This is a genomic window from Paenibacillus rhizolycopersici, from assembly GCF_014947195.2.
GTDB lineage: Bacteria > Bacillota > Bacilli > Paenibacillales > Paenibacillaceae > Fontibacillus > Fontibacillus rhizolycopersici.
On sequence record NZ_JADCNN020000001.1, the window covers coordinates 82241 to 104536 of the forward strand.

The 22296-nt window shown below is 49.7% G+C and carries 18 protein-coding genes; 15 read left to right on the top strand and 3 right to left on the bottom strand.

All coding sequences use genetic code 11. The features are described from left to right. Positions 1 to 75 precede the first annotated feature (75 nt). Entirely contained in the window at positions 76 to 1065 is a 990-nt protein-coding gene (locus IM700_RS00395) for an inorganic phosphate transporter (RefSeq protein WP_155606668.1), read from the top strand. Positions 1066 to 1199: 134 nt separating this feature from the next. Then, a complete protein-coding gene (corA, locus tag IM700_RS00400) occupies positions 1200 to 2159 on the top strand; it encodes a magnesium/cobalt transporter CorA (RefSeq protein ID WP_193415725.1) in 960 nt (319 codons plus the stop codon). Between the two features lie 43 nt (positions 2160 to 2202). Here corA and IM700_RS00405 read toward each other — a convergent pair whose 3' ends face one another. Beyond that, complete coding sequence (locus IM700_RS00405; protein WP_193415724.1) at positions 2203 to 2706, bottom strand: hypothetical protein; 504 nt, start codon at positions 2704 to 2706, stop codon at positions 2203 to 2205. A 343-nt stretch (positions 2707 to 3049) separates the two neighbouring features. Here IM700_RS00405 and IM700_RS00410 point away from each other — a divergent pair, with 343 nt between their 5' ends. The 6 genes from IM700_RS00410 (at position 3050) to IM700_RS00435 (ending at position 10166) form a co-directional block, all read left to right on the top strand. Next, positions 3050 to 3340, top strand: coding sequence for a YerC/YecD family TrpR-related protein (locus IM700_RS00410; protein WP_059047100.1), 291 nt, complete (start codon positions 3050 to 3052; stop codon positions 3338 to 3340). Positions 3341 to 3371: 31 nt separating this feature from the next. Further along, a complete protein-coding gene (locus IM700_RS00415; RefSeq protein WP_193415882.1) occupies positions 3372 to 4193 on the top strand; it encodes a sirohydrochlorin chelatase in 822 nt (273 codons plus the stop codon). A gap of 28 nt (positions 4194 to 4221) precedes the next feature. Continuing rightward, entirely contained in the window at positions 4222 to 5112 is an 891-nt protein-coding gene (locus IM700_RS00420; RefSeq protein ID WP_193415723.1) for a diacylglycerol kinase, read from the top strand. Positions 5113 to 5791: 679 nt separating this feature from the next. Then, positions 5792 to 7207, top strand: coding sequence for a 23S rRNA (uracil(1939)-C(5))-methyltransferase RlmD (gene rlmD, locus IM700_RS00425; RefSeq protein ID WP_336244869.1), 1416 nt, complete (start codon positions 5792 to 5794; stop codon positions 7205 to 7207). 768 nt (positions 7208 to 7975) lie between these two features. Next, the gene (fliD, locus tag IM700_RS00430) at positions 7976 to 9226 is read left to right on the top strand and encodes a flagellar filament capping protein FliD (protein ID WP_193415722.1); all 1251 of its coding nucleotides are present in this window, start codon (positions 7976 to 7978) and stop codon (positions 9224 to 9226) included. Positions 9227 to 9596: 370 nt separating this feature from the next. Next, positions 9597 to 10166, top strand: a complete 570-nt coding sequence (locus tag IM700_RS00435) for an SF0329 family protein (protein ID WP_193415721.1) — start codon at positions 9597 to 9599, stop codon at positions 10164 to 10166. A gap of 61 nt (positions 10167 to 10227) precedes the next feature. On the opposite strand, the gene IM700_RS00440 is transcribed toward IM700_RS00435, so the two are convergent. Then, positions 10228 to 10584: a putative zinc-binding protein gene (locus IM700_RS00440; RefSeq protein WP_155606583.1), complete on the bottom strand. Its 357-nt coding sequence runs from the start codon at positions 10582 to 10584 to the stop codon at positions 10228 to 10230. Between the two features lie 301 nt (positions 10585 to 10885). On the opposite strand from IM700_RS00440, the gene IM700_RS00445 reads away from it, so the two are divergent. The 4 genes from IM700_RS00445 to IM700_RS00460 all read left to right on the top strand — a co-directional run bounded on the left by IM700_RS00445 (position 10886) and on the right by IM700_RS00460 (position 15768). Then, the gene (locus IM700_RS00445) at positions 10886 to 13033 is read left to right on the top strand and encodes a sensor histidine kinase (RefSeq protein WP_193415720.1); all 2148 of its coding nucleotides are present in this window, start codon (positions 10886 to 10888) and stop codon (positions 13031 to 13033) included. 170 nt (positions 13034 to 13203) lie between these two features. Next, positions 13204 to 13764, top strand: coding sequence for a CBM96 family carbohydrate-binding protein (locus IM700_RS00450; RefSeq protein ID WP_193415719.1), 561 nt, complete (start codon positions 13204 to 13206; stop codon positions 13762 to 13764). A gap of 147 nt (positions 13765 to 13911) precedes the next feature. Next, complete coding sequence (locus IM700_RS00455) at positions 13912 to 14895, top strand: alpha/beta hydrolase (RefSeq protein WP_193415718.1); 984 nt, start codon at positions 13912 to 13914, stop codon at positions 14893 to 14895. Between the two features lie 171 nt (positions 14896 to 15066). Further along, a complete protein-coding gene (locus IM700_RS00460; RefSeq protein WP_193415717.1) occupies positions 15067 to 15768 on the top strand; it encodes a response regulator transcription factor in 702 nt (233 codons plus the stop codon). 45 nt (positions 15769 to 15813) lie between these two features. Here the strand turns inward: IM700_RS00460 and IM700_RS00465 are convergent, their stop codons facing one another. After that, entirely contained in the window at positions 15814 to 17604 is a 1791-nt protein-coding gene (locus IM700_RS00465; RefSeq protein WP_193415716.1) for a chitobiase/beta-hexosaminidase C-terminal domain-containing protein, read from the bottom strand. Between the two features lie 295 nt (positions 17605 to 17899). Here IM700_RS00465 and IM700_RS00470 point away from each other — a divergent pair, with 295 nt between their 5' ends. From IM700_RS00470 to IM700_RS00480, 3 genes are all read left to right on the top strand, one after another. Continuing rightward, a complete protein-coding gene (locus IM700_RS00470) occupies positions 17900 to 18664 on the top strand; it encodes a carbohydrate-binding protein (RefSeq protein WP_193415715.1) in 765 nt (254 codons plus the stop codon). A gap of 199 nt (positions 18665 to 18863) precedes the next feature. Beyond that, positions 18864 to 19382, top strand: a complete 519-nt coding sequence (locus IM700_RS00475; RefSeq protein WP_193415714.1) for an AraC family transcriptional regulator — start codon at positions 18864 to 18866, stop codon at positions 19380 to 19382. 250 nt (positions 19383 to 19632) lie between these two features. Beyond that, positions 19633 to 22245 carry an S-layer homology domain-containing protein gene (locus tag IM700_RS00480; protein WP_193415713.1) on the top strand — a complete coding sequence of 871 codons (2613 nt, stop codon included), beginning with the start codon at positions 19633 to 19635 and terminating at the stop codon, positions 22243 to 22245. The last annotated feature ends 51 nt before the right edge of the window (positions 22246 to 22296 follow it).

Genomic DNA, 22296 nt, shown 5'->3' on the forward strand with positions numbered 1-22296 from the left:
TCACTCTATATTTGATATTCGGGAGGTTAGAATTGCGCGGATTTACATAGAGAACACCATCTGTGCAAAAAAGCTATGGATACGAGTTTACTGATTATTCTTATCGTTATCGTGCTGGCGCTGGGGTTCGACTTCATCAATGGCTTCCATGATACGGCCAATGCGATCGCGACCTCGGTCTCAACGCGCGCGTTGAAGCCGCGGACGGCGATTATGATGGCAGCCGTGATGAACTTTCTGGGCGCGATCTTGTTTACCGGCGTCGCCAAAACAATCGGGGGCAGCGTGGCCGATCCAGCAAAGCTGGATAACGGTCTGGAAGTCTTGATCGCTACCTTGCTGTCGGCAATCATTTGGAACTTAATTACGTGGTGGTTTGGGATACCGTCGTCTTCTTCCCATGCACTGATCGGCTCCTTGGCTGGGGCCGTGTATGTTGGCGCAGGACCGGACAAGCTCAACTGGAGTGGGTTTACGACGATCGTTGAAGGTCTGGTCTTCTCTCCGCTGATCGCTTTCGCCATTGGTTATATCGTCATGTTGGTTTTAAAGTGGATCTTTGCCAGACGTAGCCCGCATACCGTAAATAAAGGCTTTCGTTCGCTGCAGATTGTGACTGCTGCGCTGCAAAGCTTCACGCATGGTACGAACGATGCGCAGAAAGCCATGGGGATTATCACATTCGCCTTGGTGACGGCCGACTTCCAGGATCATATGGAAGTGCCGCTTTGGGTTAAGCTCGCCGCAGCAACAGCGATGGCGTTGGGAACCTCAATCGGCGGCTGGAAGATCATCAAAACGATGGGGACGAAAATTTTCAAAATCGAGCCGATCAACGGTTTCGCTGCGGATATTTCGGCCGCATCCGTTATCTTTGGAGCGACATTGTTCCATTTACCGGTCAGTACGACGCATGCGATTACGTCGGCGATCCTCGGTGTAGGTTCGGCTAAACGGTTCTCCGCCGTACGTTGGTCGATGGCCGGACGTATCGTCATCGCTTGGGTGATTACGATCCCGATCGTGTTTATCATGGCCGGAGCCATCTACAAGCTGCTCTTCTAAGAGGAAGTTCAAAAAGTCGTCTTTTGATCACGAAGCTGGACAAGAAGTGGATTCGACATCGAATCAACCTATTTAGGAATAACGACGAAAGCCAATCTGCCGAGGATTGGCTTTTTTTGAGGAGGCGGCGTATTATGATCAGGGTCATGGGGATGACGCGGGACCATCAGGTCTTGACGGACCTTCCGTTGGAGCGGATCAAAGACGGGCAGTTCGTGTGGACCTGGGTTGATTTGGACGCTCCTACGTCGGAGGAAGCCGAGGTACTCGCGAGTTTTTTTCATTTCCATCCACTGGCGATCGAGGATTGCTTGCATGTGCTGCAACGGCCGAAAATGGACTATTATGAAGATTTTCAGTTTCTGGTGCTGCATGCGATCGATGAACAAACGCTGGATACCGTAGAAGTGGATCTGTTTATCGGAGATGACTGTCTGGTTTCGTTTCACCAGCGACGGCTGGACGAAATGGATGAAGCGTGGAACAGTATGCTGAAACGGGCTCATGACCGTAAGGTCTGGGTGCACGGGCCATATTCAGCGGCCTACATGGTAATCGACAGTCTGGTGGACCATTATTTCCCTTGCGTATATTCAATCGAAGATGAACTTGATGAATTGGAGAGTAAAGGCAGCAGCGAGTCGGTCGAGCAGTTGATGAACCAGGTATTCGACCTGCGCAGCCGGCTGCTCAAGTTGCGCCGGACGATCGTGCCGATGCGTGACCTCATGTACCGCATCCTGAATTCGCAGCATGTCCAAGGGGACAAGGAGCCGCGGGCTTATTATGCGGACATCTACGACCATCTGCTCAAATTGTCGGAGATGATCGATGCTGATCGGGAAATGACCGCGGATTTACGCGACTCCTATATTTCGCTGAATTCCAATCGGATGAACGGCATCATGAAGACGTTAACGGTTATCACCACCGTCTTTATGCCGCTGACGCTGATCGCCGGCATTTACGGGATGAACTTCATTAATATGCCGGAGCTACAGTGGAAATACGGGTACTTTGCCGTCATCGGGCTGATGGCCGCGCTTGGCGGCTGGATGATTCTCTGGTTTAGTAAACGGGGCTGGTTTAAGTAAGTTGACTCGCGAGCGTGTTGCTGAAAGTAAAGCCGCCGCCGAGTTAACGGCGGCGCTTACCCGATTTGCCGGATTTCCCGGTCGACGAGCGTTTTCCGCTGCGGCTGGTTCCGGTACGGCTTCCGCTCTTCTTGCGGGTCGATTTGCTACGGCGTGGCCGGGAATCGTCCATCCGGCCGGTTCTACCGCCACCGGATTTGCCTTTGCCTCCGGGCAATAAAGCGGTGAACAACTTCGCCATCGGGGCGAACTGCTGCACGGTTTGCATCACCTTTTGCACTTGGCCCATCGTGGCCAAGATGCCGTCGATCCCGCCCATCCGGTCGACGATTCCTTTCAGGTCACCTAAACTGGGCAGCGATAATCCGCCGCCGGATTTCGGCGTTGCGGCGGCCGGCGCTTGGGTTGGTGTGGGGGACGGCGGGGAGTAAGGGACCAGCGAGGAAGCCTCCGCTTTGATTTCGTACGGATTCACCCCCGGGTAGTAATGGGTGTACGGATAGAACGGGGGCACCGGACCTTGGCGTGAATCATAGTTTTGGGGCATGGTATCACTTTCCTTTTCGGATATTTTGTCGGGCAGGCAGACGATGAAGGCCCGTTTCCTTCTTGTCCGCCCATCCGAGACAAGACCTAGGTTTGGAGCGGTATACGCCGCAGGGGACCCGCTCATTGGAGTCGGCGTTATTTTCCCTAGCTAGGCGTTTGTATTACTATACTGTATGTGCCCGCCGGGTCTTGCGTATGGACGAATGTCCCGGTTCTGGTGGGCGTTCGCGGATTTTGGGCGTTCTTTCTGTGATGCGTGAAACCGTTAATGCTTGAAAAGGAGTACGCCACTCGGGTACAATGAGGTTGTGGTTACAGTAACGGTAGGGGATGATAATTCAGTGCAACTGAAGAAGTTAAACGACAAAACGATCGATCAATTATTCGAAGCCATCTTAACGTTAAAAGACATCGAGGAATGTTACGTTTTTTTTGATGACCTGTGTACCGTAAATGAAATCCAGTCTTTGTCGCAACGTCTGGAAGTGGCCCGTATGTTGGGCAAAGGCAACACATACAACCAGATTGAAGCGGAAACCGGCGCGAGCACGGCGACGATTTCGCGGGTGAAGCGCTGCCTGAACTACGGCAACGACGGCTACAAAATGGCGCTGGATCGTTTAGGGCGTTAAGCCTATGACCAAGGAAATACAAGCACAGTCGATGGTGCCGGATGCTGGCCGGGAGGCTCTTCAAGCGGAGCTCTCCCGGAAACCGGGCGTGCTGGTGATCAGCCACGGTTCCCCGGACGAGCATTGGGTGGCCCTCGTGGAGGCGGCGGTATCGGAAGCGGCGGGTGATTTGCCTGCCGGACTTCCGCTGGCCTGCGCTTTTCTCGAAACCGTGGAAGGTCGCCTGATTCAGGATGGCATCGATCGACTGGAATCTCAGGGAGTGACGGATATGATCGTCATTCCCTTGTTCGTGTCCTCTGGGAGCACACATATCGATGAGATTGCTTATGCGCTTGGCGTGAAGGATACGCCGGAGAAGGAAACCGATCTGGAACGTTTTCGGGTTTCCGCTCGGGTGTTTTTTGGCGATCCTATCGATGAGGGGCCGCTCGTCGCCAAGATGGTATGGGACAAGGTGAAGAGGCTGTCGTTGCAACCGGAGCGCGAAGTGCTGCTACTCGTAGGACATGGCAGCGGGCACCCAGGATTTTTACAGCGGTGGGAACGCGGCATCGCTTCGTTGGCAGCACAATGCGGAGAACTCGCCGGGTTAGCGGGCGGGGCTGATTACGCGCTGCTAAATCCGGACAACATCCGTTCGAAGGTGCAGTATTGGTCGGAGCAGCGGGGGATGGATGTGATCATAGCGCCGCTCTTCTTAAGCGCCGGATATTTTACGAAGGTGACGATCCCGTCGCGGCTGGAGGGGTTGCCGCATCGGTATTCGGGGGATGCCTTGTTGCCCCATCCTTTGGCGGCTCGCTGGATGTCGCAGCAAATATTGAATATAATGGGATCATTGACATGTTGACATTTTGAGGTCAGGTGGCGTTTGTAGAATGAAAAGAGCTAGGTTGATTTATAATCCAACCTCGGGAAGAGAAGAAATGCGGCGCCTTCTGCCGGACGTGCTGGAGCGACTGGATCAGGGCGGCATCGAAACGTCGTGCCATGCGACGACCGGGGAAGGCGATGCGACGCGTGAAGCTGCTCTGGCGGTGGAACGCGGATACGACATCATTATCGCGGCCGGCGGCGACGGGACGCTGAATGAGGTCGTCAACGGCATGGCCGGGAAGAGCAACTTGCCGCCGCTAGGGGTGTTTCCGCTGGGCACGACGAACGATTTCGCTCGCGCTATGGGAATCTCCCGGCGCTGGGAGGATTATTGCGACTTGGTCATCGAGAATCAAACGAGACCGATTGATATCGGCCGGGTGAACGGCCGGCATTTCATCAACATCGCCGGCGGCGGCTCGCTCACTGAGCTGACTTACGAGGTGCCTAGCCGGCTCAAGACGATGATCGGGCAACTGGCCTACTACATGAAGGGCATCGAGAAGATGGCCAGCCTCTCGCCAACCACGCTGATCATCGATGCGGAAGGCTACGAGACGATGGAAGGCGAGTTCATGCTGTTCCTGATCGCCAACAGCAATTCGGTGGGCGGCTTCGAGAAGTTGGCGCCGGGTGCACGCATCGACGACGGACTGTTCGACGTGATCGCCGTCAAGAAGTGCAACCTGGCGGAATTCATCCGCCTGGTGACGATGGCGCTACGAGGCGATCACTTGGGCGACTCGCACGTCGTCCACTTCAAGACGCGGCGCATGGAAGTGACCTCGCCCGGCCGCGTGCTGCTCAATCTCGACGGCGAGCTGGGCGGCGAATTGCCCGGTGTGTTCGAGATTTTGCCGCAGCATTTGCGGATTTTTGCTGAGGGTGAATGAGGGAAGAGATTAAAGATGGTTGAGACGATCCCCCGCCGGGTTGGCGGGGGATTTGGCTTGGGTGGGACGTGCACGAAGGTAATGACCAAGGATAACGTAAACTGAACTCTGTACGGCGAGTTATATGGGATCCCATGGGATGAGCTAAGGAGTCTCGCATGGGGGTTCGAAACAAACGAAGTGGAAATTCTACAGTTATTTTATGGAGAAGACGAGCCGGGCGAGAATGTGATGGAAATCGTACAGTTAATATCGGGGTTTTAGGCGAGAATGGGATGGATGCGCCGAATGAAGTGTAGGATTTCCAGTTATTTTTGCGAAATCGGGCCAAACGGGTAAATTAGATGGAGGATTTACAGTTAGTTAGTTTCAGAGCGCTACAGGAACTATAGGAGCTACAAGAACGATGAACAGGCGGTCTTCCCTCGATGGCGGGGGTTAAAGTATATAGGTAGGACTACGTTGGATGGAAGCAAATTTGAGGAACCGGTTCAGTTGAACATAGAAGGAGAACATGATGAAGAAGCAACGGAGTAACAACGATCGTCCCGGTGGCGGTCGGATGGGTGGAGCCCGAGGAAAAGAAAACTTGGCTAGTGGCGATCGAAGCGGTCGCGCTGGGCGAGGCGAAGCCGGAGGCAGTCTTAAATCGCGGGGGCGTGCGGCAGTGGCCGATGCGGTGATCGCCGGCCTTCCCGTAGCGAAAAACGATGAAGTCGTGATTGACATCATCGGGATGAACCACGACGGCGAAGGCGTCGGCCGGGCCGAGGGCTATACGCTGTTTGTGGCTGGCGCCTTGCCGGGCGAGAAAGCCCGGGTCAAGGTGCTGAAGACGAAAAAGCAGTATGGCTACGCCAAACTGCTGGATGTGGTCGAGGCAAGTGCGGACAGGGTGGCTCCGCCTTGTCCGATCTACGACAAGTGCGGCGGCTGCCAGCTGCAGCACTTCGGCTACGATGCGCAGCTCGCGTGGAAGCGGCAGCACGTCGTCGACGCGCTGGAGCGGATCGGCAAGCTGCGCGTAGCGGAGGGCGCGCCTGCGGACGGCGACCATGCCGTCGTCGTGCGGCCGACGCTCGGCATGGCCGAGCCATGGCGCTATCGCAACAAGGCGCAGGTGCCCGTCGGCGTCACCGACGGCGCGTTGGTCGGCGGCTTCTATGCCCGCGGCAGCCATCGCATCGTCGACATGGAGACATGCCTCATCCAGCACGAGAGCAATGATGACGTCGTTAGCCGCGTCAAAGCGATCGGCCGCCGCCTCGGCATCACCGCCTACGACGAAGAGACGGGGAAGGGCCTGCTCCGCCATGTCGTGGTGAAGGTCGGCTTCCGCACCGGCGAAATGATGCTGGTGCTGGTTACGAATGGTGACCGGATCCCTCATGAGGACGAGTGGATCGCCGCGATTCGCGAGGAGATGCCGTCCGTCGTGAGCATTTGCCAGAACGTCAATACGCGGCAGACGAATGTCATCTTCGGCGACGTAACTCGCGTCCTATGGGGGCGCGAAGTGATCTTTGATTCTATCGGCGACGTGAAATTTGCGATTTCGGCGCGTTCTTTTTACCAAGTGAACCCTCTCCAGACGGAAGTTCTGTATGGCAAAACCGTGGATTACGCCGGTCTATCCGGCCAAGAGACGGTCATTGATGCCTACTGCGGTATCGGCACCATCTCCCTGTTCCTGGCGCAGCATGCCAAACGGGTGTACGGTGTGGAGATCGTCAAAGAAGCGATCGAGGACGCCCGCGTCAACGCCGAACTGAACGGAATGAGCCACGTCACCTTTGAGGTGGGGGCCTCGGAAGACATCATCCCGGCTTGGAAAGAACAGGGCATTGAAGCCGACGTTATCGTCGTCGATCCGCCGCGCAAAGGCTGCGACCCGCGCCTGCTGGACACCATCCTTGAAATGAAACCTGAGCGGGTCGTGTACGTGTCGTGCAATCCTGCAACCCTGGCCCGCGACCTGCGCATCCTGGAGGACGGCGGGTATCGGACCGTTGAGGTCACGCCGGTGGATATGTTCCCGCATACGGTACATGTGGAGAGTGTGGCGTTGTTGGTGAGGGATTTTGTTGAACTCTAATAAACCCCTGATATTCATAATAAACCTGTGCTAAAAATCAAATAAAGACGAGTTGGGGAAGGGATGAATGGAGAACTGGCAAAAACCAGATCCATCAAAATACCCCTTTGGTTAGTGAAGATCCTGTTATTAATGAGAAAAGGCATATATTGGTTACAACTCCTATTGTTAAGAGAAGGTGACGGTGATGAAGTTCGGGAACAATTTCCTGAGCGTCGTAGAGTATGCCGGCATCTCCCCAACTAACGTAGACGAAATTCGGTGGCTATAGGTCGCTGCAGACAGTAACGAAAACATAGATGTGAACTTTATTGTCAGACCAGTTTGGAGCCCCGGTATTTATGATATAGAGATTGCGATGAAGTACATCAACCTTAAACAGTTCAAAGCTAGCTAAACAGCCTGCTCCCATCGGAGCAGGCTGTTTAGCTGTGAGTCTTAGAATAAGTGTTAGGTTTAGATAATAACAGTAAAGTCGGCCGAACTGGCTTCGTTTACTGGAATCGTGCTTGTTTCGTTATTGCCCTTACTTATAAATTCGAACTTAAAGTTTTCTTTATGTTCCATATAAGGAACAATCTATTATGATATATTACTGGTAATATTTACAGGCTTCTGACGAAGAATCGCTGGCTGTTAAGGGGATGGTATATGCGTGCAGGGCAAGAAGCTGCGCACCTCGTAAATTGCGGGGGTGAAACCATAGCCAACTTAGGTTGAAGCAGAGATGATCATTAATATTTTGCGACAGTATGGAGGGGTAGATGGATGGCGTTATCGATTAACTCGTATAACTTGATGAATCCGGTTAGCAGAACGACGTCTTTGAGTTTCCAAGCTTCCGATAGTCTGGGTGCGAACCCATCGCTATTCTCGAAGTTCGTTTCGAAGAGCAAATCATATGAGCAATATATCAAGACAGCGGCAACCGGGATTGCGAATTTTATGAAATCTGCGCAGGATATGCAAGCATCGGCACAAAAGTTAATGCAGAAGGAAAATTCACTTTTCCAAACAAGGATGGCGGAATCATCGGATAGCAAGAAGGTTACCGCAACTGCATTGGCCGGAGCTGCGAGCAAAACTTATGAACTTAACGTGAATGCGATCGCGACTTCTCAAACGAACAGTGGAACATTTCTGTCTAAAGTAGACCATTCCGTTGTAAGCAAGGGCATGAATCAGTTCAACATTACGATAGGCGGCAAGACAACGAAGGTATCGGCTGCCATCTCGGATAACGATACGAACGATCAAGCACTGACCAAGCTGAAAGATGCGGTCAATACAGCGAAGACGGGTGTAACCGCCCATATTGTAACGGATGATAAGACAGGTAATAAGAAGCTTGAGTTAAGCAGCGACAAGACAGGAGTGGATCAGGCTTTCAGGGTTGAAGATGTTACCGGCAACGCGATGTCGACAACCGGCGTTCAGTATGCTACGCAACTAGCGTCGAATGCTTCCTACAGCGTGAATGGCGGCGCTACTCAAACCTCGCAGTCGAACACGATTGATCTGGAAAAGGGCAAAGCTACGGCGACACTAATCGCTCCATCGATGGAAGCTGTGAACATTCAAATCAAACCGGACGAAGGCAAAATCATCGCGCAAGTTAAAGATTTGGTGTCGAGTTACAATTCGATGCATGAGCGTTTGAAAGAAGCCGGTGGAGTTATGAATTCGTCTGTCCGAAAAAGCATGGAATCGTTAGTCAGCTCATCTTCCTATGAGCGAATCGGTATTCATCGTAACGGTGATGGTACTATCAAACTGGATGAAGAGCAGCTTAGGAAGAGCTTAAGCTCAAATTTCGAGCAAACAACGAAAGCGATTAGCGGCAACTATGGTCTAGCTGACCGTTTATCATCAGCAGTGGAAAGATACAATGAAGTCCCGGCAAGCAGCTTGCTGAACTCGAAGGCTCGCCAGATGCAGCAATTCGCGATGTACCAGTCATCGATGCAAATGGCTATGCCAACACAGGAAAGCGGGTGGTTCGTGAATACGCTGTATTAACTCGATACAGCCCACCTCAACGGTGCATTCGGAGTGTGCCAAGTTTACATTAATCCTAAATAGTCTACCTAAGAGTCGCGAAAAACTCAGGGATTCACTCCTGCTTTTCCTCGGCTCTTTTCTCTGTTTTTAAAGGGATGGGACGATATGGCTCGGGGGTATTTGTTCCCAACATAGATCCTTTTAGGGGGACCACTTGTAATAATTTGATCAAGAACAACTCTCGCATTTCCAGTATAATGATAGCAACGCCAACACATCTCATAGTGAGGGGGTTGCGTAACTCATGAGATGCGCAATATATATTCGTGTTTCGACAGATAAAGAGGAACAAAAATCGTCTTTAGAGAATCAGAGGAGTTAGAAAATCATGTCTTGGAGTAAATTGAAGCAACAACTGGAGGGTTTTCTCAGTCCAGCGTTAATTGGCAGGGTCGAATACCGAGCCCCCGCGTACCGCTATTTACCTGATAAATCAGGTACTTGTTATATCACGGTAAATAAAAAGAACGTACTCAATATGAGAGATAAAACGAACTTGATCCGATGGTATCAAACCGAGCTGGAGATCAAGAATGATCCGGAATTCCAAGTTCCTGTAAGCAGTGACGAAATGGAAGCGGTCAGAAAAGATACCAAGGGGACAGTGCCGGAGGATCGCTTAATCGTCATAGCCAGAAGCAAAAAAAGTACGGAACATGCAAAAGAGCTTTTGTCCGCACAGGCTGCATTAAGTAAATCGAATTTCAACGTTGTGGCTAATACATTTTTGACTACTCCTATAGAGGAGAGTCTGGAGAGCAATGATATCTTATTGAATATTCTAGCTTTAGTGGACAAAAGAGTTGGAAAGAAGCGGATCTTGAATATGTCCGAGAAGATGAAGTTAAAGCATCCGATTGTCCAGTTTTTCTATGAATTGCGGCGCAATACCTTGTGAAGGTTGATCCCCGCGAATGACTAGAGATGGCCTAGAGGACGTGCAATTTTGATTTTTGTTGTTACTTGATCCGTTCGAGAATCAGATGATAGGCATTCTGAACATGCTGGGGATTGGGATCTTCTCCAAGACGCTTGGGCACATCGAATTTTGATAAATCAAAATGATGCTTGGGTTGGACGTCATGCCTAGCTAAACAGCTTTTGCAGCAGGCCAACGGGCAACCGTCAATGGCAATGATGTCACGTCCGGACTTTGCTGTTCTCACTAGCGGCTTTACGTCACCTCCGACACCAGCAATGCAGGACATTTCGGCGATCATTTCCCGATCCATTTTAATCGCAACCTGGTTAGCGGTTTGAGCAGCCGAGGAACATCCGGAGCAGGAGTAGACTAGAGGCAGATCATTTTTATTCATGGGTATCCCTCTCCATTCAACAAATTAATTGTCAGTATAATCCGGGATGACGGGTTGAATAGTGAGGCGGGTCACTATTGATAATGAGCCGAAGCTTATCCTATCACCTCTACCGATCACGCGGTGGAGGTTTTTTTATGCGAACGAACTCGGTTAATCGAAGATCTATTAGGTTCCCCTCAGATCCCGTCCATATTATCCCCTCGCAGATATTCGCAGGGCACATTTTACTTTAAAAATGTTATTATCTAAATAATTAGCATGTTTATGTCGCATTTTGTAGATTGGGGTCGGATTCGTCATGAGGGGTATTCTTCGATTCGGTTCACGAAAGATTATGCTTTATGTAGCTGCTGCCATCGTTATTGGTTTGGTGGCAAGCTATGCCGTCATCCCTGCGCCGGATTCCCCTAAATTCCGAAGTGAAGAAGGCATTCTGGATTTAACGCAGGTTCGCATCAGTGAGAATCCGCAAAAGTTAAATGGGGAGTGGGAGTTCTATTGGCAAGAGTTGCTGTCGCCTGAGGACATACAGAATCGCTTAGCCAGGGACGGAAGTCATGACCGCTGGATCCGTATCCCAAGCTCCTGGCTGGGCTATCGGCTAGATGACCAGCAGCTGAACGGTACAGGGTTTGCAACCTATCGGCTGGTCATCCAGCTTAGCGAGCAGGATCGAAACGAGCGGCTTGCTCTGCGGCTGCCGACCATTTTTCATGCGTATAAATTGTGGGTGAATGGCGAGCTGCTGGCCGAAGTCGGTGTCGTTGGTCAGGACAAGCGCAGCGTGACACCGCAACTGGCAACACGGCTGGTGTTCTTCCAGCCCGAGAATGACACCGTGGAACTGGTGATGCAAGTAGCCAACTTCCATCATAAGCGAGGCGGCATCACTAAGGTCATCGAGTTGGGCGGCAGTGATGGGTTAACGGTCAGGACCCATCTGAACATCGCTGGTGAAATGTTCGTGACCGCAAGCCTGCTGGTGATTGGCATTTATCACCTGCTGCTGTTCGTACTACGACGCAAAGACAGGGCTCCCTTGTATTTTGGGTTGTTCACCTTGTTGTTCGGCATCCGATCCTTGCTGGTCGGCGAGCACTTGCTTACCCAATTGTGGCCGACATTTCCATGGGAAATCCAGTTCAAGATGGAGTACCTGATCCTTTGCAGCGGTGGATATATTATCACCAAGTACTCGAGTTGCATTTTTCCGAATTCCGTGTCGCGATGGTTTCGTCTTGGTTCGCAAATCGTAACAGGTACACTCTGTCTAGTTGTCGTGGCAACCCCTGCACTTTTTTATACCCAATTATTAACGGTGATCGGTGTGGTCGTTGTTCTGCATATGGTGTATCTGATGGTTGGGCTGGTCCAATCGGCGGTACGGCGTATGGAGGGAGCGCTGTTTTTCCTATTGGTGTCGGTGGTTGCTTTGGTTACGGTCGTCAATGATTTTCTATATTTCAATGAATGGTCACCCATCGGGAACACTTCTCCGCTTGGTCTGTTGGTGTTTACGATCGCGCAGATGTTTCTGCTTTCTTCCAGATTTACGAGGGCGGCAACTAACGAAGAAAGGATTGCACGTCAATTACAGGACGCGAACAACAAGCTGATCGAAATGAATATGAATTTGGAACAGACCGTGCAGGAGCGTACGCACGCCTTATCTATAGCTCATGAGGATCTCCGGTCATCGTATGACCAGTTGCTTCTATCCGAGCAAGGAAGGAAAAAGCTCCTTGCCTATATTACGCACGATCTGCGTTTGCCGCTGTCCAGCATGCTTGGTTATGTCGAGGCTGTGCAGGATAGGGTCAAGCCGGAACGCGATGAACAGTACTTGAAATACATACGGGATAACACGATAAGGATTAACCGCATGATTGAGGAGTTGTCCTTCTTGTCGCATTTGGAGACAGGACAAGTCTCGTACCGAATGGAGCCGGTTCATGTCGTTCGCTTCTTGCGTGGGTTTTATGAACAATATGAGCTAGTTGTGCGTGACGCGGGGCTCAATTTCATGCTGGATATCGGAGATGCGGAAGATCAAGGGCCGGGCTCTTCTGTTGTAGAGATGGATGCGCAAAGATTGGAGCAGGCGTTGTTCAATCTGGTGTCGAATGCCATGAAGTTCTCCTCTAGAGGTGGTGAGGTACGTATTGCACTAGCCGTGAAAGAGGTGAATGAGATCCGCTATGCAATCATTAGTGTGCAAGACACTGGAATGGGTATCCCGCCAGAGCAGCTTGAGCAAATCTTCAATCGCAATTACAGGGTTGATCGACCGGGCATGGAAAATGGTGTAGAGGGAAGCGGGCTCGGGCTGGCGATTTGCAGGGAGATCGTGCAAGCACACGGAGGGACGGTTCGAGCGGAGAGCGACGGCGAAACGGGATCGATCTTCTATGTATCGCTTCCATGCATTCAAGAAGACAGGAGGTGACGACGGGAAGGACACGTACAAAATGATGGTCGTCGATCATGCCCCCCATATGAAGGAGGTGCGATGCAAGCACAACTTAAAGTTTTCTTTGAGTTTCCCAAATCGGCTAGTCTACCATGATAGTATAGGGGAGATCATAGACGAGTCTTGTAGGTTTGGGGGGGACTGGTATGTTTGTAAAGATGATTAGACTTTTATCCTTCTCTGATAAAGACGCTTCTGCGAAGGAAGTTACGATCCGTGCCGACTTCGATAAGCTTGATGACTTTGGCACAAATTATGCAGGTGGAATTCAAGTGGGCAATACATCTGTAAATTATATCGGATCATTGCCTCATGGAAAGTCAAGAACGGCTCTCCGATTTGAATTGCCCCCTCAGGTGAAGGAGATCCGAAGAGCAACCTTAAGGGTGTATGTAACGGGTACATTGAATACGCCATCTGTTAAGTTATATGGTACGGATACGGTTGATTGGACGGATGATACGGATGCATTTCCTGATGGTTCGATCGCTATCCCCCTTACAGGTGAGGAAGAAAATCATTTTGAGTCTGGGAAATGGAAGGAATTTGTCGTTACCGATTATGTGAATGATCAATTGAAGCGTGTACAGAATGAGTATGTCTCCTTCATTTTTGAAGGCAATTCATCTGGCGATGGACACAGCGAAATCACGATTAAATCGACTAACAATGCGAATCAAAGGCCTGAACTTGTCCTTGTGAGTTAGGGTTGGTGAGTCATAGCGGCGTAGGGATACCTTCCTTGCGTCGCTTTTTGATTACCTAAAAAGTAAGTAATTTATAAGGAATGATTAAGGAAAAGGAAAGTTCCCCTAGATATCATTTGACTAACGATGAAGGGAGAGGTTCAACGAATGAAAACCAGAAATAGATTTAAACTTTGGAGAGTTGTAAGGAATATTTTTTTAGCCATCGTAACCGTAGGTGTGATTTGGTTCATGACCCATCTTGTGATGACGAAGTATGAACATCATAAATATCCAGCACTAGGAGAATTCGTCGAAGTAGAGGGTAAGCATATGCATGTCTATACAAAGGGAGAAGGGGAAAATACGATCGTTTTATTAAGTGGATTGGGAACTCCAGCACCCGCACTGGATTTCGAGCCTTTGATCAATGAATTGTCAAAGACAAATAAGGTGGTCGTCGTAGAGGCGTTCGGATATGGATGGAGCGAGACAACCAACAGGGGGCGAACGGTGGAGAACATCGTAGAGGAAACAAGGGCTGCATTGCAACAATCCAACATCAAAGGCCCTTATATCTTGATGCCTCATTCCATTTCCGGAATTTATAGTATGTATTATGCCAATCGGTATCCTGATGAGGTGAAAGCTATCATAGGCATAGATTCTACCTTACCTCAAATGATGGAGTATTTCGGTGAATCTGCTTTTCCTACGATGCCTAACTATATGAGCTATCTGGCGCCATCGGGTATTGCAAGATTCATGGTATACTTCCAACCCAATGAAGTTCTGCCGCATGCAGAGAAGGGAACCTATACAGAAGAAAACCTCAGAATAACAAAGGCAATCTCTGCCTGGAAAACCTACAACAAAAATGTAGTTGCCGAAATGAACGAGTTAAAGAATAACGTGGATAAAACCAAGAATATGACATTACCGTCGGATCTGCCTGTTATGATCTTTACTCCTAAGGAAGACCATGTATTTGGAAAATCAAAAATTAACTTTTATGAAACACAACTCCAACATGTGAATGCGAAAAAAATAGTCGTTCTAGAAGGAGAGCACTATTTACATTGGACGCAATATAAGGAAATGAGCAATAATGTGAATGGGTTCATTGAGACCATGCCTGGAACGGTTCATTGAACTTGGTTGCCAAAGCACCTTGCAAGCGCAGGCTTAAAGTTTTCTTTATATTTCACAAATGGGTTGGCCTACCATGATAAGATAGGTTTGACTCCAGATACCAAGCAGAGATTACCGGGATGCTGTTTCTATTGCTCCCTTGCATTCGAGAAGAGGGAAGGTGACGACGGGATGGACACGTACAAAATTATGATCGTCGATGATGACCCCCATATCTGCGAGATTGTTCAGGCCTATTGCGAGCGAGAAGGCTTCATATCAACCTACTGTCATAACGGGGCAGAAGCTAGGATGCTGCTTACGTCGTTCGAACCAGATTTGATTGTACTGGATGTACTGCTGGCTAATGAAAACGGCATTGATTGGTGCAGGAACGTTCGGGGTTACACCAATGCGCCGATTGTGTTTCTGAGCAGTCATGAAGAAGACGAGGTGAAAATCAGTGCACTATCCGATGGCGGCGACGATTATGTGACCAAACCGTTCAGTCCTGGAGTCCTCATGGCCAAGATCAAGGCTCATCTTCGCAGAGTGTCGACGGGTAGAAAGGAGCAACTGCTGGAGTTACCGGGTTTGACGCTCGACTTCTATTCACAGTCCGTCATCATGGGGAGTGAGACCATCTTTTTATCGAAAAAAGAGTTCAGTCTGCTGTCCTTTATGGCACAAAACGTGAATCGTGCCGTCAGTGTCGATGCGTTGTTTCAGCTCGTCTGGGGAACGGAGAGTCTGGAGGATACGAGAACGGTCGCTGTACACATCAGCAATTTACGCAAAAAAATGGAGATTGACCCTGCTCATGCGGAGCGAATTGTTACGGTTCGGGGGACCGGATATATGCTGGTTGCCAGAGGCGGGGGGCAATCGTCATGAATAAAAGCGGCGCAGGGAGGATCTCCCTGCGCCGCTTTTATCTTGCTATAGTGAGTTCAAGTAATCGTCGATTACAGCCTGGATTTGTAGTTTCGTGGACATAGGGGACAATGATCCGCCGGAACCACCGCCAGGACCGCCACCTGCTCCGCCATATTCCGATTGAAGGTGCGCTACGATATCGGCTAAGTTCAAGTCAGTAACTCCTGTTAAACCAGCGAGTTCAAAGACTTCCTTGTCGGGTTCAGTCCCGTAACCATACCCAAAGTAATTATTGATTAGCGTTAGGTTAATGGTTTCATTCACAATGGTTTGAATCTGACTTGTATTTTTCGGCAGTGCTCTTGAAGGCAAATCATAGTCTTGCAATACGCCTTGGATGCCGGGTAAGTACTCGGTAGTGACGCCCGTAATACCTGCATCGGCAAACGTCGACTCATCAACCCCGGCCCAATCCCCGGATTCCGCTGCTTCATTGATCAATTGTAGTGGCGTTTTGGATAGTGCAGGCGTGACATTACCGGTATATTGCAGGGTTGCGGTTGCCGGCGGCGTTGCCGAATCTGTCGCGCTAATCGTAAAATCATACGCACCGCTCACGCTTGGGGTTCCGGTAATTGCACCTGTACTTGGATTCAAAGTCAGCCCCGCAGGCAATGCGCCACTTGTTACTGCATAAGTAATGGCTCCCGTTCCTCCAGACAGCTTCGCTACGCTGCCAGTATAGGAACTTCCTGCGGTCATAGGCGAAATCGATTCGGGTAGAACAATGGGCATTGTGACCGTATAATCAAATCTAGCAACTGAACTATTCTTTGATCCGTCCTTCACGGCGATTGCCTTGATCGTTGTATCGCTTGTAATGGTGATCGGAACCGTATACAGTGTGCTGGATGTGGTTGGTTCACTTCCATCCGTCGTATAATACACCGCCGCAGATACGGTTACCGTAGTTAAAGTGACTTGCGTCCCCGATGTCACGGTGCCGCCTGCAGGAGATGCCGTAGGAGCCTGAACGGTAGCCTGTACTGGCGGCTGCGGAGATGGAGAAGAAGACGAGTCTGGCTGCGGAGCTGGAGACGAAGACGGCTCAGGCGATTTCTGTTCCTCTTCCTTTTTCTTCTCTTCCTCTTCTTTCTTCTTCTCTTCTTCCTTCTTCTTCTGTTCTTCTTCCTGCCTCTTCACTTCAACGTACTGCTGATCTGCTTCGTATGAGGCTAGAACGAGCTGAGCTCGAATTGCGGGGGAAGTCCCGCCGAACGTCCCGTCCGCTCCGTTTTCCAACAATTTTTTTTCCAACGCTAAGGCGACATACCCTTTTGCCCAGTCAGATACCGTCGTATCACTTACGCCCGGTGTTGCCTTGGCCTCCGCATCCTTTCCCAGCCCGCGAATAAGAAACGTAGCTAGCTGCTCCTTGGTTACTTCACCCGCCGGATTGTAGCTGCCCTCCCCATATCCGTCCGTAATGCCCGCGGCTTTCACTGCTTCGATATAAGGCAATGCGTAACCATTGGCAGGGTCATCGGCTTTGACGTCGGAGAATGAAGATGACTTTAAGTCTTTATCCACATCCAAATTGAAAATCAACGCCGCAACCTTGGCGAATTGTGCCCGGTTCATCTTATCATTGAGTCCGAAATTGCCCTCCTTTACACCCTCGAATATGCCGGTTTCGATCATCGCGTCGAATTTGGCTTTCGTTGCTGCATCCAGATCCTTCAAGTCCGTGAAGTCGGCTGAAGTCTTCGCCGCTGCTGCGCTATCGGCAAAGTAAATGACGGAAACAAAGCAAAGCAGCATAGTCATCAATAATCCGACAACTTTTTTTCTCATCGTTTGCCCTCCTGAAGTGTGATTAATGGCATTGATTTTTCTCCTACTACTTTATCATGCTAGATTAGCCTATTCATGAAACTTAAAGAAAACTTTAAAATCCACTTGCGGACAAGGCACATTGGGAAAAACGGGACCTGGGAACTATTGGAATTATTTCATATTTTTGTATGATCAGAAATGTAATATATTGATTAATTCGTCAGCATATGAAATATTTAGAAGATAGTGTGGTTACACATCTGCGGTTCGTCTCTCGGTGAGCCACAGATCCTAAATAAAAGGAGGTATAAAAATGACTCGTAAGAAGGTCTCTTATAAAACCGTATCCCTTTTGGTAGTTTTAACCGTATTCCTATCCACATTTTTAGCAGTTTTACCAGCTAGTGCGGCCTCGAGAGGAGCTTGGGCTCCGAATACTTCATATGCAGTAAACGATACAGTAACCTATAACGGAAGCACTTATACTTGTATTCAGGCACATACATCCCTCGTAGGTTGGGAACCCTCCAATGTTCCTGCTTTATGGGGGAGAAGTGGCGGCGGTGGAACTACACCAACCCCAACACCAAACCCAACCCCAACACCAAACCCAACACCATCACCAGTAACAAAGCCTGCAGAAGTTCCGAGTCACATATGGACCTACGTCATGAATGCAGACAATGCCTATGGTAAAGGCGGAGATTTTGCTTTATTGCTGAGTGCTGTGATTAAAAAGGAAAGCAGCTTTGGGGCAGGTTTGCCGGGCAGCCCCTCAGCCGGCGACGGATTGATGCAGGTTGAACCCAATACGCGTAACGCTTATTTATCTCCATTTAGTGCTAAATTTGGCCATGCCTATAATCACAGCAGTGAACAGGATCAGGTGTATATGGGCGCATTGATTTTGAATGAGAAGATTGTTAGATTCGGCGACATCTATAACGGCTTATTGCACTATAACGGAGGCGATTACTGGTATCCTGGGGCTACAGATTCCTATGGCCGTCCTATTCTGGCCGATCAATATGCAAATTCGGTGTACGTGACGTATAAAGGTTATGGCGGCAGGAACTAAAGCATGAATGATAAACAAGATCCACCGACCGTAAGGTTCAGGTGGATCTTGTTTTTGATCCTCCTTGGCGCCATAATTCACGAATCTCTCATAAAAAGATCAGCCGCAGTCAAGCGTTCGTTGAGAAAATCGATTATCCTATCCGTAGAGACTTTTCTCATCTATGATTTCTCATCATATATACCCGTGGGAGGTTGCTATGGGAGTCAAAGTGGATTTTGAAGTTCATCCTTTTAAAGCCGTCCGGTTTATCGGCAAAGAAGTCGTCGTGGGTAAGAAAAATCCGGTTCCTGAGCTATGGAATCATATTTTGAACGATGGAACGAACGATCTGCTCCAAAGTTTGCCCGAGCGCGTATCTCCAAAAGGAGACACGATCGGATGGATGGGGGAATACAATCCCCAGACCCAAGAGTTTGTTTATATCGCAGGGATTTTTGCCGAGCCGAATGCTGCGGTTCCAAATGGATTTTCATATCGTGACATTCCTGATTGTCTGATGGGAATCGGCTGGATCCAAGGAACGACGTCCCATCTGGAGAAAGGTGCGCATGGGAAAACGGAGAAGATCATGAGGGCCAACGGGTATGAGCCGGATTATTCCGTCGTCGGCATCTCCATGGAGTATTATTCCTTCGAGAAGTATGCCAATATCCAAGAGGATGGGATGAACCTCTTTACGTTTGGCTATTATTTGCCTTGCAAAGAAATGGCTTAACCCATCAAGAGAATGCGTCCAGTGGACGGATTAAGATTAGAATCAAAGTAACTGTAAAGCAGAACCGCCCATTTGGGCGGTTCTTTTACGTTAAGCCGATGTTCGATAAGGGATCGGTCACTGACGGATCATCCTCCCGTATAAAATTTTCTTTAAATTCGCGACATTTAGAAATTAAAATGATAGAATTGATCGGTATCAAGGAACAGTTTATACCAATTTTGTCCGATTGAGAGAGGGGACATCCGGTTTGTACAGAAGAATGAGAAGATGTTTATTCGTAGTTATGATCCTAGGGTTGTTGTTACCAGGGTACATAACCTCCAGAGCCTTTGCCGCTTCCACAACGGCAACGATTGTGCTCTCTAAGAGCAGTTTGAAGAGTGGCGATACTGCCACGGTGACGATCACGTTCTCGGAACCGGTAACCGGAGTCTCACTTTACAACCTGTCGGCACCAAACGCCACCCTGGATAACCTCTTTACGAGCAACAATATCATCTATAACGCAACTTTAACGCCAAATGATGATACCTACGCCCCCACGAATAACATCACGCTTAACCATACGGGAACTGATTCTGCCCAATCAGGCAACTATATCGTCGATACAGTTCAGCCAACGGTGACGAGTATGTCTGTTCCTGCGAATGGCACCTATGCTGCAGGACATACCTTGTCTTTTACGGTGCATATGAGTGAGTCGGTAGCCGTTACGGGGACTCCAAGTATTGGGGTGGTTATTGGAGGAACGTCTGTTAAAGCTTCCTATGTAAGCGGTACGGGGAGTACTGAGTTACTCTTCAGCTACACGGTCCAAGCAGGACAAACGGATGCAGACGGGATTACTATAGGAGCTTTGTCGCTGGATGGCGGTTCTATAAAGGATTCCGTTGGCAATGATGCGGACAGAACGCTAAACAGTGTGGGCAGTACATCGGGTGTGTTGATCGATGCCATTGCCCCGACGATCTCCGGCTACACTTTAGGAGCCGGCAATGCCTATTTGGACCTGACGTTTAGTAAAGGCATTTATACGGAGAGTACCGGTACAGGCTCAGTCACTCCAAGCGACTTTCGGATAAACTTCCACCGAAATGGAGGAGGTGCCTCCGCGGTCTCTATTGATTCTATTAAGAGATTGGATGGAGGAAATTTGATTGGCGGGGAGACTTCCATTCGCGTAATGCTTGATATAACGGGTATTCCTGACGGTAATGAGACCCTAGAACTCGTGCCGGCAGATGGACTATCCCTTTATGACCAGGCAGGGAATGCCGTCGAAAGTACACAATCGTCTGGAACGGTAACGCTTCAAGATACACGCGTCCCATCCATAAATCCTACCAGTGCAAGCTTTGACAAATTCGCCGGAGCCGTGGCGAATAAGGATGTTACGACAACCTTGACGCTAATCGGCAACACGCTGACCCGCATTACAAACCGTGCAGTGACACTATCGGAAGGAACAGACTATACCGTCGCGGGGAATGTGGTGACGATCAAAAAGTCCTATTTAGCGTCACAACCGACGGGAACGACCTACTTAACGTTGACTTTTAGCGGCGGTTCGACACATACGCTCGCAATTACCATGGTCGACTCAACACCTACGTCAACGCCAACACCGTCACCAACACCGTCACCAACACCAACGGTGCCATCGCCTGAATTGCCAATGATCAATCAGAACGGAGTGTCGTTGGACCCGGCTTCCATCGACATCACGAAGGCATCATTGACGCTTCAAATGACGCCAAAGGATGGCGTAGCTTATTTGATCATACCGGCCAGCATTTTGACGCACTTGGAAACAAAGAATGCGGCATTCTTCTTCGAGAGTAAGACGCCATACGGCAGCTATCAGATACCGGTAAATCTGGCCTCCTTGATTCCAGGACTCGGAGATCTATTGGCCAAGAACAACCTGCAAGCCGAGGACATTAGCTTCAAGGTCACTCTGACGGACAAGTCCGGCGACAAGAACATGCAATCAGCGCTTGCTACCGGTTTGCCTTACGGTAAAGTGTTGGGCACGGTGGTCGATTTTCACATCGATATTGTGAACAAAAAAACGGGGCAAATGGTTGGAACCGCGGATAAGTTCACCAAGGCGTTGACTCGGGTGATCCCCATGCCTAAAGACATGGTGGACATGCCGGTTCAATGGGGGGCATTCCGCTTCAACGAAACGACGAAGCACTTCGAATTTGTCCCTGCAAAGAAAGTACAAATTGAAGGCACTTGGTATACACTAATCAGTTCGAATTCCAACAGCATGTATGTTGTAGTGGAAAATAAGACGAGCTTTGCCGATGTGCAGAAGCATTGGGCGAAAACCTTCGTTGAGCTAGCTGCGGCAAAAGGGCTTGTTGACGGAATGGGCGGAGACAAGTATGACCCCAACAAAGCGGTAACAAGAGCGGAATTTGCCGCCATGCTGGTTCGTGCATTAGGACAAGGTGCACCTTCCGGCAGTACGTCGCCCTATGACGATGTGAAGTCCGGCACTTGGTACTTCGAAGAGATCATCAAAGCGAAGGAGCTTGGACTATTAGACTTTGTTCACGACGAGAGCTTCAAGCCAGACCAGCCTCTGACTCGCGAGGAAATGTCTAGCATGCTGGCAAAAGTCGTTGAGTTTGAGAAGTTGCCGTTGACCAAGGAATTTGTTAACCTGGACGGCTACGAGGATTTGGGAAGCATGGATGCAGCCCATCTGGAGGACGTTCGCTTGATGGTCAAGCTGCAAATCATGACCGGTACAGGTCCCCGCTCGTTTAGTCCAAAGGCGGAAACGACGCGAGCTCAGACGGCGGTTGTGCTCATTCGGATGTTGCAAACTTTGGGAATGACGAATTAAAAGCCAGAAGACACCCGCAATCCCTCCGGGTGTCTTCTCCATGTTGTCTTC

Excerpts from the sequence above, each read along its gene's own strand:
- IM700_RS00395 (WP_155606668.1), top strand. The coding sequence starts at position 76 with ATGGATACGAGTTTACTGATTATTCTTATCGTTATCGTGCTGGCGCTG.
- corA (WP_193415725.1), top strand. The coding sequence starts at position 1,200 with ATGATCAGGGTCATGGGGATGACGCGGGACCATCAGGTCTTGACGGAC.
- IM700_RS00405 (WP_193415724.1), bottom strand. The coding sequence starts at position 2,706 with ATGCCCCAAAACTATGATTCACGCCAAGGTCCGGTGCCCCCGTTCTAT.
- IM700_RS00415 (WP_193415882.1), top strand. The coding sequence starts at position 3,372 with ATGGTGCCGGATGCTGGCCGGGAGGCTCTTCAAGCGGAGCTCTCCCGG.
- IM700_RS00420 (WP_193415723.1), top strand. The coding sequence starts at position 4,222 with ATGAAAAGAGCTAGGTTGATTTATAATCCAACCTCGGGAAGAGAAGAA.
- fliD (WP_193415722.1), top strand. The coding sequence starts at position 7,976 with ATGGCGTTATCGATTAACTCGTATAACTTGATGAATCCGGTTAGCAGA.
- IM700_RS00435 (WP_193415721.1), top strand. The coding sequence starts at position 9,597 with ATGTCTTGGAGTAAATTGAAGCAACAACTGGAGGGTTTTCTCAGTCCA.
- IM700_RS00440 (WP_155606583.1), bottom strand. The coding sequence starts at position 10,584 with ATGAATAAAAATGATCTGCCTCTAGTCTACTCCTGCTCCGGATGTTCC.
- IM700_RS00445 (WP_193415720.1), top strand. The coding sequence starts at position 10,886 with ATGAGGGGTATTCTTCGATTCGGTTCACGAAAGATTATGCTTTATGTA.
- IM700_RS00450 (WP_193415719.1), top strand. The coding sequence starts at position 13,204 with ATGTTTGTAAAGATGATTAGACTTTTATCCTTCTCTGATAAAGACGCT.
- IM700_RS00455 (WP_193415718.1), top strand. The coding sequence starts at position 13,912 with ATGAAAACCAGAAATAGATTTAAACTTTGGAGAGTTGTAAGGAATATT.
- IM700_RS00460 (WP_193415717.1), top strand. The coding sequence starts at position 15,067 with ATGGACACGTACAAAATTATGATCGTCGATGATGACCCCCATATCTGC.
- IM700_RS00465 (WP_193415716.1), bottom strand. The coding sequence starts at position 17,604 with ATGAGAAAAAAAGTTGTCGGATTATTGATGACTATGCTGCTTTGCTTT.
- IM700_RS00470 (WP_193415715.1), top strand. The coding sequence starts at position 17,900 with ATGACTCGTAAGAAGGTCTCTTATAAAACCGTATCCCTTTTGGTAGTT.
- IM700_RS00475 (WP_193415714.1), top strand. The coding sequence starts at position 18,864 with ATGGGAGTCAAAGTGGATTTTGAAGTTCATCCTTTTAAAGCCGTCCGG.